The following is a 20,089-nucleotide window of genomic DNA, read 5'->3' as shown; positions in this document are numbered from 1 at the left end:
GGGCTGTTGGTCGCACTCGCGAGTCCACTTTGCTGGGCTTTGCCCCCTCGGGCAGAGCTGCTGCCGGGGGCCGCCCCCAGCGATTGGCTGCTGATCATCGAAGCGGATGGCGAGCGCCAGAGCAACGAGCTGGAGATCTCCCCCCTACTGCGCCAGTTTGCAGTGGGCAGAGTGACCATGAGCCGGGTCACCACCCCGGTACAACAACTGACTCGCTGGCAGATCCCGCTGCACCAGAGCGACTCACCCGCTAATACAAAGGTGGTGATTGCCCCGCTCAAGCTGGGAAATGAGTTCACTCCCTCGCTCACCCTGCCATTGAGAGAGGTGAAAACAGCGGCGCTGCCGCAACCCGCAGCCCCCTCGCCCCTCGAGATGCAGGCCAGCCTTGATCATCAGGGCCCGCTCTATCCCGGCCAGCCGGTGACCTACCGCCTGACCCTTTGGCTGCCCACCAGTATGCAAAACCCGGCCCTGAGCGAGCTCAGCTCTGCTAACTTCACTATCCGTCGCCTCGGTAGCGACGAGTGGATCGCCCCCGTTCAGGCAGGTCTGCCCGGCAGGCTCACCCGCAGCTGGCTTATTCAGGCAAAAGCGCCGGGACTCTGGTACCTCGACTCGCCCCGCTTGCAGGGGCAGCTCACGCAGCAAGGGGGAAAAGCGCAAAAACTCTCGGCCCGTGCGGCACCGCTAGAGGTGAGGGTCGACAAGGCACCCGCCACGCCGGTGGCCACCCGGCTGACCCTGAGTCAACGGCTTGAACCGGCCTCCAAGGGGGAAGTGGGTGAACCGCTGATCCGGATCCTCACCCTGACCATGGAAAATGGTGACAGCGGCCAGATACAGCTTGCCCCCCTGATGGCCCATCAACTGCCAAGCGGCATACAGGCACATCCCGATGGCGAGCAACAGCAGGAGCGTTACCGTGATGGCAAGCTGTTGTTTGAGCGACAGTGGCGCCAGACTCTGGTCGCGGATCAGAGCGGCGACTATCAGCTCCCCCCCATTGATCTGCCCTGGTTTAATACCCAAAGCGGCCGGATTGAGCAGGCCAGCCTGCCCGCCATCACGCTGACGTTTCAGACAACAACAAATCGGCAACCTGATCAGCAGACATCGCAGGTGGCACTGCGAGAGAGCCTTTGGTGGGTCGTGCTGGCCATAACGCTGCGTGCGCTATGGCGCAACTGGCCCCGCTGGCGCGCCTTCTATCAACTGCAACGTGCCCTTGCCCAACACCAGCCGGAGGCCAGTCGCAAGGCGCTGATCAAGTGGGCGACCTTGCGCTGGCAGGTCTCCTATTATCAATTAGGCCAGTTGCCCGACGCTGGGCATAATCGGCTCGGCAACGCGCTAGCCGCACTCGAGCGAGCCTGTTTTGCACGGCCCTCTTCTGGCCCGCCCATCGAGTGGCGCGCTCTGGCGCGTACCCTCAGGGCCGATGAAACCGCCGGTATTGCGTACCTGATTTACCTGCTGGCACACGGGAGTTCCCGCTCCCGCCGCCACGCCCCCTGACAAGGATTGCCCAATGGCACTGCTGTTTTTTAGAAAAAAACGTGCTCAGCAGCATATTGGTGGAAATGATCCGGCCACTTCGCCGGTCTCTGATCCCATGGCTGACAAACAAACCAAATTTGAAGCACTGGTTCATGCGCTGCACGGCGATCTCTACCGGTATGCCTACTGGCTGACCCGGGATCCCAACGTAGCGGAAGATCTGGTGCAAGAGACCTTCCTTCGTGCCTGGAAGGCGATCGACACCCTGCAGGATGACAAGGCGGCCAAAGGGTGGCTAATCACCATCCTCAGACGGGAGAACGCCCGCCGCTTTGAACGCAAACAGCTGGAGCTGGTGGATCTCGACGATCACCCTCAGCCCCAGCACGACGCGCTGCACAGCGAACAGGAAATGGAGAACGAGTGGTTGCACCGTCACATCGCGCGGTTGCCCGAGGAGTATCAGGAGCCACTGCTGCTGCAAGTCGTGGGAGGATTCAGTGGTGAGGAGATTGCCGAGATGCTCGGCCTCAACAAAAACACCGTCATGACCCGACTGTTTCGCGCCCGCAACCAGATCAAGGAGGCGATGGAGCAGAAGAACCAAGCAAGAGGACACGGACATGGATGAACTCGAATTTCGCCGCAATGCCATGATCCAGCCCCACGATCAACTGCCGGATTTTCTCAAAGCCGCTGAAGCCAGCCAGGCCAATCGGAACTATCTCGACGAGATGAAGCAGTTCGACAGAACTCTCAAGCGCGCCATGCAGGTAGAGGTCCCCGCCGGACTGGCCGAGCGGATCCTGCTCAGGCAAGCCATGCTGCAAGACAGTGACGCGCCAGATGATTTGCCGCCATCCCGACCCCTTGGCACGGCGCCAGTCAAGCTCCGGACATCGACATCCTGGCGCCAGATCGCCCTGGCTGCATCGGTCGCCTTCCTGCTGGGAATGAACACCCGCTGGATCACGCTGCCAGAGACGACGCCCCCAGCCCTCTCCCTCGCACAGGTGGCGATGGCTCATGTCTATGGCGAAGAACCCTTTATTGAAGGTGTCGATGAGCGTGTCAATCTGCATAACATCAATGCCAAGATGGAGAAGTATGGCGCCACCTTAAGCGGGATGGATGGGCTCAAGGTGACCTATGTCAATCACTGCTCGTTTTATCAGGGACCAGCCTTGCATATGGTGATCAGGGGAGAGATGGGGCCAGTCACCCTCTTTATCGTGCCCAAACATGTCCCGCTAACCCTGCAACAGGCCACCTTTGAAGATGGCACCCTCAAAGGGGAGATAGTCCAGCTCAAAGGCGCCAATATGGTACTGATTGGCGAGATGAAAGAGCCACTTGCCCCCGTTGCCAACGCCCTGCAGTCACGTCTGCAGTGGGACATTTAACATCGCTGGTTAACAACCTCAGATCCATCCTCAATAGCAGGCGGCGGTCACGAGCCGCTGCCTGTTCCCCCCCTGATTACTCCCCTTTGTCACTCATTTGCCTCAAGATTTCGAAAAATTGACAAAATTATTTTTGTGACGGAGATCGGCAATCCAGGTCAATAATCCATCTTTAGACCCTGAAAATGATGAATTAAACAGCAAGTTAAAACAAATGATTAACACATCGATCACTTTTATGTATTCTGCTGTCACTGGTCTGATTTCTTACCTCCTACCAGATCCATAGAATCACGCCAGAATTGATTGGGAAGAAGCTGAAATAAAAACGGATTTTGTCGAGGTTTGCATTGAACGTGCAGCCAATATCGGCAAAAAAATCTGCCTACAAGAGAGAACACCATGACGACAACTATTTTCAAGAAGAGCCTGATTGCCGCCACCATCGCGCTGGCCACCGGTCAAGTCCATGCTGCGGCATTCCAGTTGAACGAGCACTCGGCCTCCGGTCTGGGTCGCGCCTATGCCGGTGAAGCAGCTATTGCCGACAACGCCTCCGTGCTGGCCCGTAACCCGGCGGCCATGACCACCTTCGACAAGATGGCGGTTTCTGTCTCCGGCACCTACATCAAACCGGATGTGGATGTAGATGGTGCTGTTTACGCTGGCGCGAACAAAATGGCTCCAGCCAGCGAAAGTGGCATTGCTCCGGCAGCCTTCGTTCCCGCCTCCTACTTTATTCAGCCGCTGAATGACCAGTGGGCTTGGGGTATTGGCATCTTCTCCAACTACGGTCTCTCCACCGAATACTCCAAAACCTTCCCGGCTGGTGCCGGTGCTGGTGATACCGAGTTGATGACCTTCAATATCAACCCGAACATTGCCTATCGTGTCAACGAACACTTCAGTGTCGGTGCCGGTATCAACGCCGTTTACGGTGCCGCCGAACTCAACCGCTATGCCGGTCTGCTGGGCCCGCTGAACCCACCTAGCCAAGGTGGCCCGCTGCCGACAGATACTCGTCTGGCTCACCTGAAAGGCGACACCTGGGGCTTTGGCTGGAACGTTGGTACCCTGTATGAAGTCAATGAAAACCATCGCTTTGCTCTGACCTACCGTTCACAGGTCGATATGAGCTTTGATGGTGACTTCCAGGGGCTCACTTCAGGGAACCGCACTGTTGATGGCAACCTGAAGCTGGATCTGCCTGCACAAGCCGAGTTCGCTGGTTACCATCGCCTGAGCCCGCAGTTTGCTGTTCATTACTCTGTAAACTGGACTGACTGGAGCGCCTTCCAGGAGCTGAAAGCAACCAGCAGCCAATGTGCTGGCGGCGTATGTCTGCAAAAAGATGAGAAGTTCAAAGATTCTACTCGCTACTCCATCGGCGGTACCTGGTATATCAACCCAGCATGGGAAGCTCGCATGGGCTTTGCCTATGACAACACCCCGATCGAAGCTGACTACCGCAGCCTGAGCATTCCCGACTCAGACCGTATCTGGTACAGCGCCGGTGCCACCTACCATATCAACACCGATATGAGCGTTGACTTTGGTATGGCTTATCTGGACGGTAAAGAAGTTGACGTCAACGAAGGTCTGCGTAGCCACTCCGACAGCCTGCGTTGGAAAGGAACTTCCCACGGCAACGCCTTCCTGGCTTCTGCCCAGTTCAACATGAAGTTCTGATTATTGATAGAATGGAAAGAGCGCCGCCAGGCGCTCTTTTTTTATCCATAACTTAGATTTCAGCGCACACATGTAGCACACACGTGTTTATTTTTCTTTTCCAATCAAGCTATTAGAGTGCATCATCCCAGCATTTAATCTTGTTTTATCCAGATACTGGCCATTACCGTTGCCTTACTGGTCATACCATATAAAATCCTGCCTCCATTCATATGACCGATTGAACCTTCGGGTAACAGCAAGGATTTTGCCATGCATCCCATCATCAAACCGTCCGCCATCGCCCTGCTGGTGATCGCGGGTCAGACCCATGCCGCCGGGTTCCAATTGGCTGAACAGTCCGCTACAGGACTGGGACGCGCCTTTGCCGGTGAGGCAGCCATCGCGGATAACGCCAGTGTACTCTCCCGCAATGCAGCAGCCATGACCCGCTTCGATCAGATGACGCTCTCTGGCGGAGTCATCTATGTCAGTCCTGACGTCAATATTGAAGGCAACACCCGCTTGCCGACCAAAGCCGGTATCGTCACCTCCGATGCCAGTGCACACGATATCGCCGCCGCAGCCTGGGTACCCAACGCCTATCTCATCATTCCACTCAATGAGCAGTGGCGACTAGGCTTCTCGGCAACCTCTTACTACGGCCTTGGCGTCAAGATGCCGGATAACTACAGCGCGGGACACTTTGGCAATGTCTCCGATATCAAGACCATGGATCTGGGTACCTCACTCGCCTATCGCATCAATGAGATGTGGTCAATTGGTGCCGGGATCTCTGCTATTCAGGGCGAAGGCGAAGTCGGTGGCACCTTCCCTTCTCGCAACCTGATCGCAAAACATTTGCAAGGGGATGGCTGGGCATGGGGCTGGAATGTCGGCACCTTGCTGGAGTTGTCCGAACAAACCCGAATTGGCCTCTCCTACCGTCACGATGTCACTTTGACCCTCTCGGGAGATGCTATCGTGGGCCGACCCAATGCAGATGGCTCCGTTACCGAGATCAGAGATACCGGTAGTCTGGATCTGCCGTTGCCAGCGACGGCAGAGTTGGCGGCGTTCCATCAGCTGACTGACAAGCTGGCTTTCCACGGCAGCCTGAACTGGACCAACTGGAGCAAATTCGTTCAGTTGGAAGCTGATCTCAACAATTTGCAGAACATGCACATCAAGGACGAGCACTGGGAAGATAGCTGGCGCTACGCCATCGGTATGACCTATCAGGTCACTCCCAAATGGCAACTGCGCTCCGGTGTGGCCTATGACGCCAGCCCGGTGCCAGCCGATCGTCGTACCATTTCCATCCCGGATGCCGATCGCCTCTGGTACAGCCTGGGAATGGGGTATCAGTTCACGCCCAACCTGACCGTGGATCTGGGGCTGACCCTTATCGATGGCAAAAAGGTGGATGTCACTGAAAAAATGGAGCTGCAACCGGGTAATCCGATGACGACCTCCACCTTCCAGGGCACTTCTGAAGGGGATGCCTGGCTGGCTGGTGCACAATTGAGCTATCTCTTCTAAATTCCTTCCCTGCAAAAAACGCTATGCCAATTATTGCCTTACTCAATAAGGTGAACACTGGCATAGTGTTCTGCAACACCATAAAATCAACCCAGTACCTTTACTGGAGCAAGGCATGTATTCCTACGTAGCAAGACAGCCGATCCTCGACAGAGACCTCAAAACTCATGCCTATGAGCTGCTCTTTCGCGATAGTCTGAATAATGTCTTCCCGAGCATCTCCTCCCAACAGGCGACGTCACGCCTGGTGGTCGAACAGTTCCTGCAACAAAATATCGATCAGCTCTTGGGCGGCCGCCCCTGCTTTATCAACTTCCCCCACTCACTGCTGCTGGAGGGATTGGCAGAGTGCCTGCCGCCCGAAAAAGTGGTGATTGAGATCCTGGAAGATTCCCCACCGGATGATGCCCTGCTGGAAAAGGTGAAACAGTTGCACAAGCTGGGATATCAACTGGCACTCGATGACTTCACCATGTCGCCGGATTGGGAGCGCTTCCTCCCCTTTATCCACATCATCAAGTTTGATCTTCGTGCCACCCCCCTGATGCAGATCAAAGTGTTTATCCAGCGGCATCAGACGCTGGGGCTCACCTATCTGGCGGAAAAAGTAGAGGACAAGGCGGAGTTCGAGCGGGTCAAACAGCTGGGGATCCAGCTGTTCCAGGGCTTTTTCTTCAGCAGACCCGAGATGGTCAAGCAAGCCACCATGGAGCCAGCGCAAGTCGTGGTGATGCAGTTGCTCAACGTGGTCAACGAGGCAGAGCCTGATATCAACAAGATTGAGCAGCTACTCGGTCAGGATATCTCCCTCTCTCTCAAGCTGTTGCGCTATGTCAACCATCTCAAAGGTCACACCAACCCTATTTCGTCATTTCGCCAGGCTGCCATCTATCTGGGAAACACCCAACTAAAGCGCTTTGTTTCGCTGGTAGCCGCGACCAGCGCCGGCAAGGGCAAGAGCGCCGAGCTCTACCAGATGTCGATGATCCGTGCCCGATTCTGTGAACTGCTGGCCCACGCCCACGCTCCGAGCCAGCAGGCACAACAAGCCTTTATCACCGGTCTCTTCTCCCTGCTGGATGTACTGATGGAGCAGCCGATGGACAAGCTGCTCGGCACTATCCCTCTCATCGACGATATTCGGCTGGCGCTGCTGGAGCGCAAAGGCAATCTGGGTTTCTACCTCGCGTTTTGTGAAGATTACGAAAGCGCCAACTGGTCACGGGTCACGGCCAGAACAGCCCGCCTGGGGCTGAGCGAGGATAAGGTGAGTCACCTCTATCTGGCCGCCACCACCTGGGTCACGGAACAACTGCTGGCGATGGAAGCCACCAATTAATTCGCCTCATCATTCACTTCGACCGCGATAGCGGTCGCCTCCCCGCCCCCGATACAGAGCGCTGCTACGCCTCGCTGCAGACCCCGTTGCCGCAGCGCGGCGATCAGCGTCACCAGAATGCGCGCGCCACTCGCCCCCAACGGATGACCGAGTGCACAGGCCCCACCATGCACATTGACCTTGTGATGAGGGATGCCGACCCCTCTCATGGCCAGCATGGTGACCATGGCGAAGGCCTCGTTGATCTCGAATAGATCCACCTCTTCCACCGACCATGCAAGACGCGCCAGCAAGCGTGAAATGGCGCCAATGGGCGCAGAGGTAAACTCGGCGGGCAATGCCGCGTGGCTCTGATAACCGACGATCCGTGCCAGCACTGGTACCTGCCAGGCTTGCGCCGTGGCGCCATCCATCAATATCAGCGCCGCCGCACCGTCCGAGATAGAGCTCGAATTGGCTGCCGTAATGGTGCCCTCCTTGCCAAACGCTGGCTTCAGGGTCGGGATCTTCTCCGGTCTGCCCTTGCCGGGCTGCTCGTCTTCGGCCAGCAACAAGCGATCACCGCGATAGACACTTGCCAGCTCGGATGCAAACGCGCCGGCTTGCTGCGCATCGCGCGCACGCTGCAACGACGCAAGAGCAAACTCATCCATGGCACTGCGGGTCAAACCGGCCTGATCGGCGCTGCGCTGGGCATGTATCCCCATCAGCTGGCCATCATAGGCATCTTGCAAACCGTCGAGGAAGAGGTGGTCCAGCACCTTTTGATGCCCCATCCGAAAGCCGCTGCGGGCATTATCCAGCAGATAGGGGGCACGGCTCATACTCTCCATCCCCCCCGCGACCACCACCCTGTTGTCACCAAGGCGGATGGTATCCGCCGCCAGCATCACTGCTTTCATGCCGGATCCGCACACCTTGTTGACCGTGGTAGCAGGCACACTATCTGGCAACCCTGCTTTCAACAACGCCTGCCGGGCTGGCGCTTGCCCCACGCCCGCCGCCAGCACATTGCCCATAAACACTTCATCGACCTGCTCCGGACTCAGCCCACTTTGCTGTAGTGCCGCCTCGATGGCATAGGCACCCAACTCAGGCGCAGTCACCTCTGCCAATGCCCCCTGAAACGCCCCCATCGGAGTCCGTTTTGCCGCCACAATTGCAATATCCATTTGCCTGCCTCTGTTTGTTACATGGCCATAACATAGGGGTTCTGACGCAATGGAACAAGAGTTGCAGTGCAGTTTACGTTTAGGTAAGGTGCAGACAGGATTTAGTTCGCCAAGAAGTCTGTATGAACAACAAGGATGAAGGACGGCGCTTCAGCATCAGTGAGCTGGCCCGGGAATTTGATATTACGACGCGCAGTATCCGCTTTTATGAGGATCAGGGGTTACTCAATCCCGCCCGAGAGGGACAAACCCGCATTTACAGCAAGCAGGATCGGGTTCGCCTCAAACTCACCCTGCGCGGCAAGCGGCTCGGATTCAGCCTCGCCGAGATCCGCGAGCTGTTTGATCTCTATGATGCCGACAAGAGCAGCCGCACCCAGTTACAGACCATGCTGGGACTGGTTGAGGAGAAACGGGAGACACTGCAACAGCAGATGGAAGATATCAGGATGGTGCTGCTGGAGCTGGATGCCGCCGAGCAGCGCTGCCAACAGGCCCTTAGCCAGCTGGGATAACCGGCTTGCTGGGCTGACCAGGTAGCTCTTTCAGCCCGATCACAAGATGCCAGATAGCAAAAAGCCACTCCTGAGAGTGGCTTTTCTTCGACCTGACGGTTCGCTATTAAACGCGAACGAAGTCCAGGTGGATCAGCTTGTAACGTACCGGGTGACGCTGGATAGCTTTCACTTTTACGTTAACTTCTTCACCGTTGATAACCAGAGTCAGTACAGACTCATAGAATTCCGGCTTCTCTTGAGCCAGGATCATTTTCTTGTGGTCAACAGTGATGGACAGGGCTTCTTTGCCTGCACCGTAAACGATGGCAGGAACTTGGTCAGCTTGACGCAGGCGGCGGCTCGCACCTTTCCCCAGGTCAGAACGGACTTCAGCTTGGAATACGAAAGACATAGTATGTATCTCTTTTGGATGAATTTATGGTGCTAACTGCGACCGGTCAGCACCTCGCAAAACGAGCGCGAATACTACCACGGGCCAAATTCGGATACAAGGTACCGACTCTGCATTTAGCGCCCCTGCTCCAACCGGGCGAATTGCTGCTGACGCTGGGCCGGGCTCAGGGCATCAAACCGCGCCAGGGTCTCGGCGCGCGGGCAGTAGAGACCCTCCCCCGTTCTGACTCGAATGCTCTTGCCAAGCCGCTGCTGGTTCTCTGCCACCAGCGCCAGCAAATAGCTGTAGGTATCGGCTCCCCGGGCACTGGATAACTGATTCGCTATACGCCACAGGGTCTCCCCTGCTGCGACCTGATGACACACGGTTTGTGGACCGCCGGCCGCAGGAGCCGAGAGGGTAAGCATGACGTCACTGCCTGCGGATAAGCTAGCCGTGTGGCTGGCGAGCGCCATATCGGTGCTCGCTACTCCCTCATCTCCTTTGGCACCACTCATCCCCGCAGTGCGAAAGGCCACCCCCAGCTGAACCAGTAGAGGTTCGCTCTCGGCGGGGTCGGTGAGCATATCAACACCACCGAACGCGTCTTGGGGTGTGCGGAACTCGGCGATAAAGGGCGCGACAGGTTGCGCGTGATAAGCAGGGGACCCACTCCCCTGCTGCACGATTGCACCAGCCGCAACAGCCTGCCCGGGCACAACCCCGTAAGCCATCTCGTCGATGCGCCGCAGCCTTGCCAGATAGGTTTTGGAGAGCTGCGCCTCCCCCTCGAACAGATCGAAGGGGGGCACCAACCTGGCTGGAAAGAGGATCTGCCAGCGACCGTGCTTTTGCTTTTGGGCCAGCGGCGGAAACTGATTGCCACGCCAGGCCACAAACATCGCAGGCGGCGTGCGCGCCAGCGGGTAATATTCCGGGTTCAACTGCACCCAAGTTTGTTCCGCGATGGGTTGATAACCGCTGATCACCACCTGCGCCACACTCAACCAGATCCCCAGCATCCTTGCCTCCCTGATTTGCGGTTTGAAGGGGCTACCTGACCGGCAACCCCTTCTCATCACCCGCTATCATGCTGTTAAAACAGTTAGATAGCAGCTTAGCACTGAGCGATGGCGTTAAGCACCCGTTTATCGGAGACCGGATAAGGGGTCCCCAGATTCTGGGCAAAGAACGACACCCGCAGCTCCTCGATCATCCAGCGAATATTGGCCACCTCGGTGGGAATAAGCTGGGATTTGGGGATCTTGGCCAGCAGCGCCTTGTACTCCGACTCCACGCTGTGCACCTTGAGCATGTAGACCCGATCCCGGTTGGGATCGATGGCCAGCTTCTCCAGGCGACGCTCGATGGCCCGCAGATAGCGCAGCAAATCAGGCAACCGCTGCCAACCGGTCTCGGTGACAAAGCCCTTGTGGATGAGGTTGCCGAGCTGCTGCTGGATATCGGACATTGCAAAGGCGGTATCAAGCTGCATCTTGCCCTTGAGCCGTTTCTTGATCTCATGGGAGAGGGTCAGCACGGCTTCCACCTGCTTGGCCACCTCCACCACCGCATCGTTGAGCTCGGCACGGACAAACTCCTTGAGCGCCTCGAAACCGGCCTCGTCCCAGGCCAGCCCACCATGTTGCTCGATCAGCTTGTCGCAGCCGCAGGCGATGCAGTCATCGATAAGCTCCGCCACCTTGCCAAACGGGTTGAAATAGAGCCCGAGCTTGGCCTTGTTGGGCAGCTTCTCCTGCAGATACTTGATGGGTGATGGCACGTTGAGCAGCACCAGCCGGCGCTGACCGGCCCACATCAGCTGCTGCTGCACCACCGGGCTCTCCACCAGCTGGATGGCGACCGAGTCCTTCTCGTCCACCAACGCCGGATAGGCTTTCACTTCGAAGCCGCCGCGCTTCTGGCTGTACTCCTGCGGCAGCTCGCCAAAGCTCCACAGGGTGAGGCCGGACTGCTCGATGTCATCATCCGCCACTTGCGACAGGGTCTCCTGCACCTTGCCACGCAGGGACTCTTTCAATGCCTCCAGGTCTTTCCCTTCCGCCACTTTCTTGTGTTTGTCGTCCACCACCCGGAAGGTGAGTTTCAGGTGATCGGGCACCGAATTCCAGTCCCAGGATTCGCGGGGCACGGTCACGCCGGTCATCCGGCGAAGTTGGCGCTCCATCTCGTCCAGCAGCGGCCCCTGCTCGGGGTTGAGGCTGGCTAGCAGCGCATCGGCATAGTTGGGGGCCGGTACGAAGTTCTTGCGCATCGGTTTTGGCATCGACTTGATGAGGGCCACCAACAGCTCGTGACGCAGCCCGGGGATCAGCCACTCGAACCCCTTCACCTCCACCTGATTCAGGAGCGGCAGCGGGATATGCAGGGTCACGCCATCGGCGGCCTCCCCCGGCTCAAACTGATAGGTCAGCTTGAGCTTGAGACGCCCCTGCTGCCAGAAGTTGGGGTAGTCGAGATCGCTGATGTGGGCCGCATCCCCCTTCATCAGCATCTCTTTCTCGAAGTTGAGCAGCTCGGGATCCCGCTTTTGTGCCTCTTTCCACCACTTGTCGAAGTGACGGGCAGAGATCACATCCTCCGGCAAACGGGCATCGTAGAAGCGGAACAAGTCCTCATCATCCACCAGGATGTCGCGCCGACGGGATTTGTGCTCCAGCGCCTCCACCTCGGCCAGGAGCTTGCGATTGTCGCTGAAGAAACGGTGGCGGGTCTCGAAATCCCCCTCCACCAGGGCGCGGCGGATAAAGAGCTCGCGGCACAGCGCCGGATCGATACGGCTGAAGTTGATGGTGCGCTCATTGACGAGGGTCAAACCGTAGAGGGTCACCTTCTCCTTGGCCATTACGGCGCCGTTTTTCTTCGACCAGTGAGGGTCGCTATGGTGCAGCTTGACGAGGTGGCCTGCCAGCGGCTCCACCCATTCGGGTTCAATCTTGGCGTTGATGCGGGCGTAGAGGCGCGAGGTTTCCACCAATTCTGCGGCCATCACCCACTTGGGCGGCTTCTTGAACAGACCCGAGGCCGGGAACAGGTGGAAGCGGCCATTGCGAGCACCAAGGAACTCGGGCTTTTCCAGATCCTTGTTGCCGATATGGCTCAAGAGGCCTGTCAAGAGCGCGCAGTGCACCGTCTTGAAATCCGCCGGTTCATGGTTGGCTTTAAAACCCAGCTCCTTGACCGTCTGACGCAGCTGGAAGTGAATGTCCTGCCATTCACGCACCCGCAGGTAGGAGAGAAACTCCTTCTGGCACATGCGGCGGAACGGGTTGCTGCCAAGGGCATCCTGCTGCTCCTTCAGGTAATTCCACAGATTAACGAAGGCAAGGAAGTCGGAATCCTTGTCCTCAAAGCGTCTGTGCTGCTCGTCGGCGGCCTGCTTCTTCTCCATGGGCCGCTCGCGGGGATCCTGAATGCTGAGGGCCGCGGTGATCACCATCACCTCGCTCAAGCAGCCAGTTTGCGCCGCGCTGATCACCATCTTCGCCAAACGCGGATCAAGGGGGATGCGCGAGAGCTGGCGACCGGTCTCGGTCAACTGCAACTTGGCTTCGCGCTCGCCGGTGGCGGGCAGCTCGCGCACCGCCTCCAGCTCTTTCAAGAGAGTCAGGCCGTCCTTGATATGGCGCGACTCTGGTGGCTCGACGAAGGGAAACGCCTCCATGTTGCCAAGGCCGAGCGCCAGCATCTGCAGGATGACGGAGGCCAGGTTGGTGCGCAGGATCTCGGGGTCGGTGAAGGCAGGGCGGCCGTTGAAATCCTCCTCCGAGTAGAGGCGGATACAAATGCCGTCCGCCACCCGACCGCAGCGCCCTTTACGCTGGTTGGCACTGGCCTGGGAGACCGGCTCGATGGGCAGGCGCTGCACCTTGGTACGCCAGGAGTAACGACTGATGCGGGCGGTGCCCGGGTCAATGACGTAACGAATGCCCGGCACCGTCAGCGATGTCTCCGCCACGTTGGTGGCGAGCACGATGCGTCGCCCAGCATGGGGCTGGAACACCTTGTTCTGCTCGGCGTTGGAAAGACGGGCGTAAAGCGGCAGCACCTCGGTATCGCGCAGATTGAGCTTGCGCAGGGCATCGGCAGTATCGCGGATCTCCCGCTCGCCATTCATGAAGATGAGGATGTCCCCCAGTCCCTCGCGGGCCAGCTCTTCCACCGCATCGAAGATCCCCTGCAGTTCATCGCGCTCTTCAAGCCCTTCGCTCTTGTCACTGACGAGTGGACGGTAGCGCACCTCCACCGGATAAGTGCGGCCGGAGACCTCGATCACCGGCGCCTTGTTGAAATGGCGGGAGAAACGTTGCGGGTCGATGGTAGCCGAGGTGATGATCACCTTGAGATCGGGGCGCTTGGGCAGCAGTTGCTTGAGATAGCCCAAGATGAAGTCGATATTGAGGCTGCGCTCGTGGGCCTCATCGATGATGATGGTGTCGTACTGGGTGAGCATCCGGTCGTTCTGGATCTCCGCCAGCAAAATACCGTCAGTCATCAGCTTAATGTGGGTCTGCTCGCTCACCTGATCGGTAAAGCGCACCTTGTAACCCACGTAGTGACCGAGTTCGGACTCCATCTCCTCGGCAATACGGGCCGCCACAGTGCGGGCCGCCAGACGGCGCGGCTGGGTGTGGCCGATGAAGCCCTTGACCCCACGCCCGAGCGCCAGACAGATCTTGGGGATCTGGGTGGTTTTGCCCGAGCCTGTTTCCCCTGCAATGATCACCACTTGATGTTCTTGAATGGCCTTGGCGATCTCAGCCTGCTTCTGGCTGACCGGCAGGTTGTCCGGATAAGTCACCTTGGGTACTCCGGCCAGACGGGTTTGATAGCGCGCTTGCGCGGCATCCAGATCGGCAGCGATGGTCTCCAGCACGGCAGCCTGTTTGCCTTCAGGCAGCTTCTTGACCCCGTGCAGACGGCTGGAAAGGCGGCGGGCGTCGAGATTCATGCAGGCAGAGAGACGGCGGCGCAGCGCCTCGATAGAGAGAGACAAGGTACGAATTCCTTAAATAGGTGCCCAGAGGGGCCATATCGATAAGCTGGGAGCGATCCTAAAGAGCGAGCGGGGGCGGTGCAAGCCTTAACGTAGCGTTATATATGGGAAGACTGAGAGATTGGCCGCTCCTCAAACATGACAAAACAACCATTGTAAGATGGCATAACATGAATAAATGGCAGCATATGAAATAGCCAAGGCAAGCCGAAGCTTGCCTTGGGAGAGAGAAAAACAGGGTTAACCGTGGGAGTGATGGACAAAACAGGTGGTGAGCTGGGCGTGAATGGCCTGCATGACGTTGTGGCGATTGATGACACTGAGCAGACGCCCCTCCTCCACTACCGGATAGATTTTCGGCTTTTGCCCCATCATCATCTCCGCCAGGCTCAAAATGCTGGTATCTGGCCCCACCGACAACACCTCCTTGCGCATCACATCCTTGACCTGCGCCACCTGTTCGCAGTGATAGGCCTCCTTAAGCAGCACTGCGATGCAATCCTGCTCGGAGATCCAGCCAATCAGATGGCCCTGCCCATCCACCACCGGGCCACCGAGCTGATGACTGTTCAGAAATTTCTCGACCGCAGCTTGCACCATCATGTCGGCAGTGAAGGTGATGGGTCTGCTCTGCATATAATCCTTGGCTTTTAGCGATTCCATATCTGCTCCCCTACTGTAGTCCATCAAGCTGGCGTCTTGTGCGCCGGTACCGGCACCATGCTCGGCTTGTTCCAAGCATAGCTGGCTCGCGGCGGTATGAGTCAGCGGCCAGCCTCTCCCTCAATTGATGGCATGATCCGGCTCGCGATCCGGAATGGCTGCCATCATCATCTGCGGCAGGTGATCGGCCAGCACCGCTACCACAGCGGGATCGACCCGCCCCTGATCCGCCAGTTGCTGCATAAAGGTCAATGCGTCACGGGCAGGCAGGCCGCGCCGATAAGGTCTGTCCTGCACCATTGCCTGAAAAATATCAGCGACCCGCAGGATCCGCGCTTCAAGCGCCATGGCGGATGCCGGCAGGTGGAACGGATAGCCCTCCCCGTCAGGCTCCTCATGGTGATAGGCCGCCCAACAGGCAATCTCTTCAAACCCTTCGATATGGCGCAGGATCTGGTAAGTCTCGAAGCTGTGGGTATTGATGATGGCCCGCTCCTCTTTCGTCAGGCTGGCAGGCTTGTCGAGGATCTCGTCCGGCACCCTGAGCTTGCCCAAATCGTGCAGCAAACCGGCGATCTCCAGCATGTCACAATGGATGGCACTGACTCCCATCTGCTCGGCCAATGCCCGAGACAACCTGCTCACACCGAGTGAATGCGTCATCGTGAATGGGCTTTTGGCGTCGACAATGCCGGAGAAGATCTGCGCCAGCGCTTTTAGCTCCCCGTTGAAGGTCAGGCAAGGCTCCCGCACCTGCAGCATCTCCAGCATGTAATCATTGATGGAACGGGCTTCCAGCTGCAGCCAGAATGCCTCAGAGCGAGACGCCTTGAGGAAGGCATCTACCAGCTCGGGGGCAAAGAACTCCTCACGGAAATCCTGCAGGCGTGCGCGGATCTCGTTGGTATGCATCAACAATGAACCATCGCCATAGTAGGGCGCCGCCAACGCATCGCAGCGATCAACCAGAAAGATAAGGTTGGCCTGACGGGCTACATTGGGGTCCACATCAGCCATCTCGCGCAGCAGGTGCCAGTGGGTGTGGTGATAACGGATAGGCAGGGCCAGTGGGGCCAGCAAACGGAAATCCTTGAGCAGCTGATATCCCACCTCGCAGTGGCGCTGGGAGGACTCCCAATCGAACTCGCTGACCAGATGGTGATGGTCGAGGAGACACCGATATCATGCAGCACCCCCAGCTCGAACAGCAGACAGCGTTCGGCCTCACTCATCCCCAGCTCCCGGCTGCACTCGGCAGCCATAATCCCGACCCGTTTACCGTGGGCCACATCGCCAATGCCCACCAGATCCAGCGAGGCTGACAGGGCATACACCACCTGCCTTAGATCCACTTGCAACGAAAAAGGGGCTACGCCCTGCGCTCTGTCCATGATCCGGGTCCCATGCGATGTTGTCGTATCAAACTGGCGCTGTTTTATGCTTCGCCTTCTATCAACTTAGTCAATAGCCGAACCTTTTACCTTGTTTTTATAGGCATTTATGACCCTGGCACCTTGAAAAGACAAAGATCACAGCTGGATTTATTTGGCCACTCCCATTCAAGTTATATTTATCCGTTCAAAAATATGCAAGTAGACTTTTTAAATCTCGCGTAGAGATTGTGAGCAATTTTAAAAACTCATATCTGAGCGAAACAATCAACACCCCAACTTTACTTAATTATGACTTAATCAGAATTAAAGAGTGCTCGGTTTGCCAGTAAGAATTTTGAATAAAGGCACACCACAACGCCCATAACTGCCACCATCCCCAAATTAATTAACCGAACTGTGAACTCCATCACCCATTTATTCGCCTTGTCGCCATTGATAGCGGTAGACACCTCCGCCTTCTGGATACAGCTTCCCATGCTCGCTCCAGCCCACCCGATAGCCTGCGACCGAAAGGTTGGAGAAAAAATATCGGATAACCAGCGGTTATATTCGCTATAAGGCGACAAGGATAAACGGGATTTATAGAGTGAAAATGTTGAAAGCTGATTTCCAAGCGGCGGTTAACTCGGGCTATTCAGGTCATATCACTCTTTGCAGGTCATAACGACAGCGATAAAGGGGAATGTGCCCATCCGGGTATTCCATCCCCTCCAACAGCCTGCACGGGATGATATTTCCACCGCGTTAAACGCACGCTGCTTTCATCGCCCATTTTGTGTACCAATTCACATCAGATTAGGAGTGGAGCCAATAATGGCCATTCAAATAAACAAAATAGCCATGAGCCTTGCCTTAATGGCCACCGCTGGTAGTGCCACAGCAGCCGCCAAGCCCAATATTCTTGCCATCATGGGCGATGACATCGGCTACTGGAACATCAGTGCCTACAACCAGGGGATGATGGGTTACCAGACCCCGAACCTGGACAGGATCGCCAAAGAAGGGGCCCTCTTTACCGATCACTACGGTCAGCAATCCTGCACCGCAGGCCGCGCGGCCTTCATTACTGGCGAGGAGCCGTTCCGTACTGGTCTGCTGACCATCGGCATCCCAGGTTCACCGCAAGGTATTCCAGATTGGGCCCCAACCCTGGGTGACCTGCTCAAGGGGCAGGGTTACATGACGGCTCAGTTCGGCAAGAACCATTTGGGCGATCGGGACCAGCACCTGCCGACCAAACACGGCTTTGACGAATTCTTCGGCAACCTCTACCACCTCAATGCAGAAGAGGAGCCGGAAACCTACTACTACCCGAAAGATCCGGAGTTCAAGAAAAAATATGGCCCACGCGGTGTCATAAAATCCTCTGCCGACGGCAAGATTGAAGATACCGGCCCCATGACTCGCAAGCGCATGGAGCATGCTGACGAAGAGTTCCTCGAGTCTTCGCTGGCGTTCATGGAGAAAGCTGTCAAGGCCAAGAAGCCCTTCTTCATCTGGCACAACGCCACCCGTATGCACGTCTGGACCCGTCTGCAAGAGAAGTATCAGGGTAAATCTGGCGTCAGCATCTATGCCGACGGCATGCTGGAGCACGATGATCAGGTGGGGATCCTGCTCGACAAGTTGGACGAGCTTGGGGTCGCCGACAACACCATCGTGATCTACACCACCGATAACGGCGCCGAGACAGCCAGTTGGCCGGATGGCGGCTCCACCCCCTTCTACGGCGAAAAAGGCACCACATGGGAAGGCGGGATGCGGGTTCCGCAACTGGTTCGCTGGCCGGGCGTGATCAAGCCAGGCACCAAGGTCAACGCCATGATGGCCCATCAGGACTGGATGCCGACCCTGTTGGCCGCTGCCGGTGTACCGGATGTGAAAGAGAAGCTGGCCAAGGGCTACAAGGCCAACGGCAAAGAGTGGCGGGTGAAACTGGACGGCTACAACTTCATGCCGTACCTGTCCGGTAAGGCCGACACCGCCCCACGGAACTCAATGCTCTACTTCTCCGCCAACGGCGAGCTCAACGCCGTGCGCTGGAATGACTTCAAGCTGAACTTTGCCACAATGCAGGGCAACATCTCTGATGCCGTCCGAGCTACCCCGAACTGGCCGCAAATCATCAACCTGCGCGCCGATCCGTTCGAAAAAGCACCACACGAGTCAGGCATGTATATGCGCTGGATGGCAGACAACATGTGGCTGTTCGTACCGGTACAGGGGATCCTGAAAGAGTTCTTCGACACTCTGCCCAACTACCCGATGCAGCAGAGCTTCCAGATGAACCCTGCCAGCATTAGCTCCCAAAGCCTGATGCTCAAGGGCAAACTGGCAGAGCTGGATGCACTCAAACAAAAAGTCGCCACCATCAAGTAAGGCGGTGACTCCAACGCCCATCACTCTCTGGTGGGCGTTTTCAATTTCCAGCTGGCTCGCCCCGTGCCGGCTGGAAATTGAAAACCTGTTGGCCCCTCCTAGCCCAATCTCTGTCTCGTTAAATGTACCCTGTGGAAAACCCTATGAACCTCTTGCAACAACAGATCTCGCAACTCATCGAACAGGTTGGTCTCAGTGTGGTCGGCCAGTCCCATGTGATCCGCGCCCTGGTCATCGGCCTGCTGACCAATAGCCACGTGCTCCTTGAAGGTTTGCCCGGCACCGCCAAGACCCGCTCGGTCAAGGCGCTGGCAGAAGCCCTCAATACCAGCTTCGGCCGCATTCAGTTCACCCCCGACCTGCTCCCCTCGGATGTAACCGGCACAGAGATGTATCAGGAGCGTGACGGATCCCACCAGTTGCGTTTCCAGCCAGGCCCCATCTTCAACAGCATCGTACTGGCCGATGAAGTGAACCGCGCCCCCGCCAAGGTACAAGCGGCGCTGCTGGAGGCGATGGCCGAAGGCACCGTCACCGTCGGTGACAAGAGCCATCGCTTGCCCGCGCTCTTTATGGTGCTGGCCACCCAGAACCCCATCGAGCAGGAGGGTACCTACCCGCTGCCAGAAGCCCAGATGGATCGTTTTGCCCTCAAGGTCTCGGTCGCCTACCCCGATGATGAGGCAGAGCTTGCCATCATTCGGCTGGTGCGGGCCGAAGAGCGCGGTACCCGCCAGCAGAACGAGGGGTTCGCCCCCCTCCCTCCTGAGCTCATCTTGCAGGCCAGATCAGAGCTCTCGGCCATGACGGTCTCACCGCTGGTGGAGCACTACATCATTGCGCTGGTCATGGCGACCCGACACCCCGATCGCTACCCAGCCACCGGGCTGCCACAGTGGATTGCGGTCGGCGCCAGTCCCCGCGCATCCATTGCTCTGGACAAGTGCGCACGCGCCTATGCCTGGCTGCAAGGGCGCAACCACGTGCTGCCCGACGATGTGCGCGCCATGGTGCCCAGCGTGCTTGGTCACCGCTTTACCCTCAGCTATGACGCGCTGGCAGATGGGGTGGATCACCAGCAGGTGGTGATGACTCTGCTCGATCACGTCGTCATCGGGTAA

General features: G+C 57.5%; 14 protein-coding genes and 1 pseudogene. 9 read left to right on the top strand and 6 right to left on the bottom strand.

Annotated elements, in window-relative coordinates; all coding sequences use genetic code 11:
* Positions 1-6 precede the first annotated feature (6 nt).
* From OKC42_RS18785 to OKC42_RS18760, 6 genes are all read left to right on the top strand, one after another.
* Positions 7-1,518, top strand: coding sequence for a BatD family protein (locus OKC42_RS18785; RefSeq protein ID WP_236302702.1), 1,512 nt, complete (start codon positions 7-9; stop codon positions 1,516-1,518).
* Between the two features lie 13 nt (positions 1,519-1,531).
* A complete protein-coding gene (locus OKC42_RS18780) occupies positions 1,532-2,131 on the top strand; it encodes a sigma-70 family RNA polymerase sigma factor (RefSeq protein WP_005333245.1) in 600 nt (199 codons plus the stop codon).
* Positions 2,124-2,903 carry a DUF3379 domain-containing protein gene (locus OKC42_RS18775; RefSeq protein ID WP_270820596.1) on the top strand — a complete coding sequence of 260 codons (780 nt, stop codon included), beginning with the start codon at positions 2,124-2,126 and terminating at the stop codon, positions 2,901-2,903. The genes OKC42_RS18780 and OKC42_RS18775 overlap by 8 nt, the downstream gene beginning before the upstream one ends.
* 402 nt (positions 2,904-3,305) lie before the next feature.
* Positions 3,306-4,592 (top strand): outer membrane protein transport protein, encoded by a 1,287-nt coding sequence (locus OKC42_RS18770; RefSeq protein WP_151285646.1) that lies wholly within the window; start codon positions 3,306-3,308, stop codon positions 4,590-4,592.
* A 252-nt stretch (positions 4,593-4,844) separates the two neighbouring features.
* Complete coding sequence (locus OKC42_RS18765) at positions 4,845-6,113, top strand: OmpP1/FadL family transporter (protein ID WP_270820593.1); 1,269 nt, start codon at positions 4,845-4,847, stop codon at positions 6,111-6,113.
* A gap of 115 nt (positions 6,114-6,228) precedes the next feature.
* Positions 6,229-7,452 (top strand): EAL and HDOD domain-containing protein, encoded by a 1,224-nt coding sequence (locus OKC42_RS18760; RefSeq protein ID WP_005333249.1) that lies wholly within the window; start codon positions 6,229-6,231, stop codon positions 7,450-7,452.
* Here OKC42_RS18760 and OKC42_RS18755 read toward each other — a convergent pair.
* Positions 7,449-8,624, bottom strand: a complete 1,176-nt coding sequence (locus OKC42_RS18755; RefSeq protein WP_151286759.1) for a thiolase family protein — start codon at positions 8,622-8,624, stop codon at positions 7,449-7,451. The two genes, OKC42_RS18760 and OKC42_RS18755, sit on opposite strands and share 4 nt — an antisense overlap.
* A 122-nt stretch (positions 8,625-8,746) precedes the next feature.
* On the opposite strand from OKC42_RS18755, the gene OKC42_RS18750 reads away from it, so the two are divergent.
* On the top strand, positions 8,747-9,139 hold the full coding sequence (locus OKC42_RS18750) for a MerR family transcriptional regulator (protein WP_005360322.1): 393 nt from the start codon (positions 8,747-8,749) through the stop codon (positions 9,137-9,139).
* Between the two features lie 106 nt (positions 9,140-9,245).
* On the opposite strand, the gene rplY is transcribed toward OKC42_RS18750, so the two are convergent.
* The 5 genes and pseudogenes from rplY to OKC42_RS18725 form a co-directional block, all read right to left on the bottom strand.
* Entirely contained in the window at positions 9,246-9,533 is a 288-nt protein-coding gene (rplY, locus tag OKC42_RS18745; protein WP_005333252.1) for a 50S ribosomal protein L25, read from the bottom strand.
* 116 nt (positions 9,534-9,649) lie between these two features.
* On the bottom strand, positions 9,650-10,537 hold the full coding sequence (locus OKC42_RS18740) for a hypothetical protein (protein WP_270820591.1): 888 nt from the start codon (positions 10,535-10,537) through the stop codon (positions 9,650-9,652).
* Positions 10,538-10,632: 95 nt separating this feature from the next.
* Positions 10,633-14,532, bottom strand: coding sequence for an ATP-dependent RNA helicase HrpA (gene hrpA / locus OKC42_RS18735; RefSeq protein WP_270820589.1), 3,900 nt, complete (start codon positions 14,530-14,532; stop codon positions 10,633-10,635).
* Positions 14,533-14,772: 240 nt separating this feature from the next.
* Complete coding sequence (locus tag OKC42_RS18730) at positions 14,773-15,195, bottom strand: CBS domain-containing protein (protein WP_270820588.1); 423 nt, start codon at positions 15,193-15,195, stop codon at positions 14,773-14,775.
* 120 nt (positions 15,196-15,315) lie between these two features.
* Positions 15,316-16,586, bottom strand: a pseudogene (locus tag OKC42_RS18725) (HD-GYP domain-containing protein).
* An 843-nt stretch (positions 16,587-17,429) separates the two neighbouring features.
* Here OKC42_RS18725 and OKC42_RS18715 point away from each other — a divergent pair.
* Both OKC42_RS18715 and OKC42_RS18710 read left to right on the top strand, forming a co-directional pair.
* On the top strand, positions 17,430-18,968 hold the full coding sequence (locus tag OKC42_RS18715) for an arylsulfatase (RefSeq protein ID WP_270820583.1): 1,539 nt from the start codon (positions 17,430-17,432) through the stop codon (positions 18,966-18,968).
* Between the two features lie 143 nt (positions 18,969-19,111).
* The gene (locus OKC42_RS18710) at positions 19,112-20,089 is read left to right on the top strand and encodes an AAA family ATPase (RefSeq protein WP_270820582.1); all 978 of its coding nucleotides are present in this window, start codon (positions 19,112-19,114) and stop codon (positions 20,087-20,089) included.

The sequence above is a fragment of the Aeromonas sp. Y311-2 genome, from assembly GCF_027706025.1.
GTDB lineage: Bacteria > Pseudomonadota > Gammaproteobacteria > Enterobacterales > Aeromonadaceae > Aeromonas > Aeromonas veronii.
The sequence above is the reverse complement of the archived record's forward strand: the minus strand, read 5'-3'. Positions and strand labels throughout refer to the sequence as shown.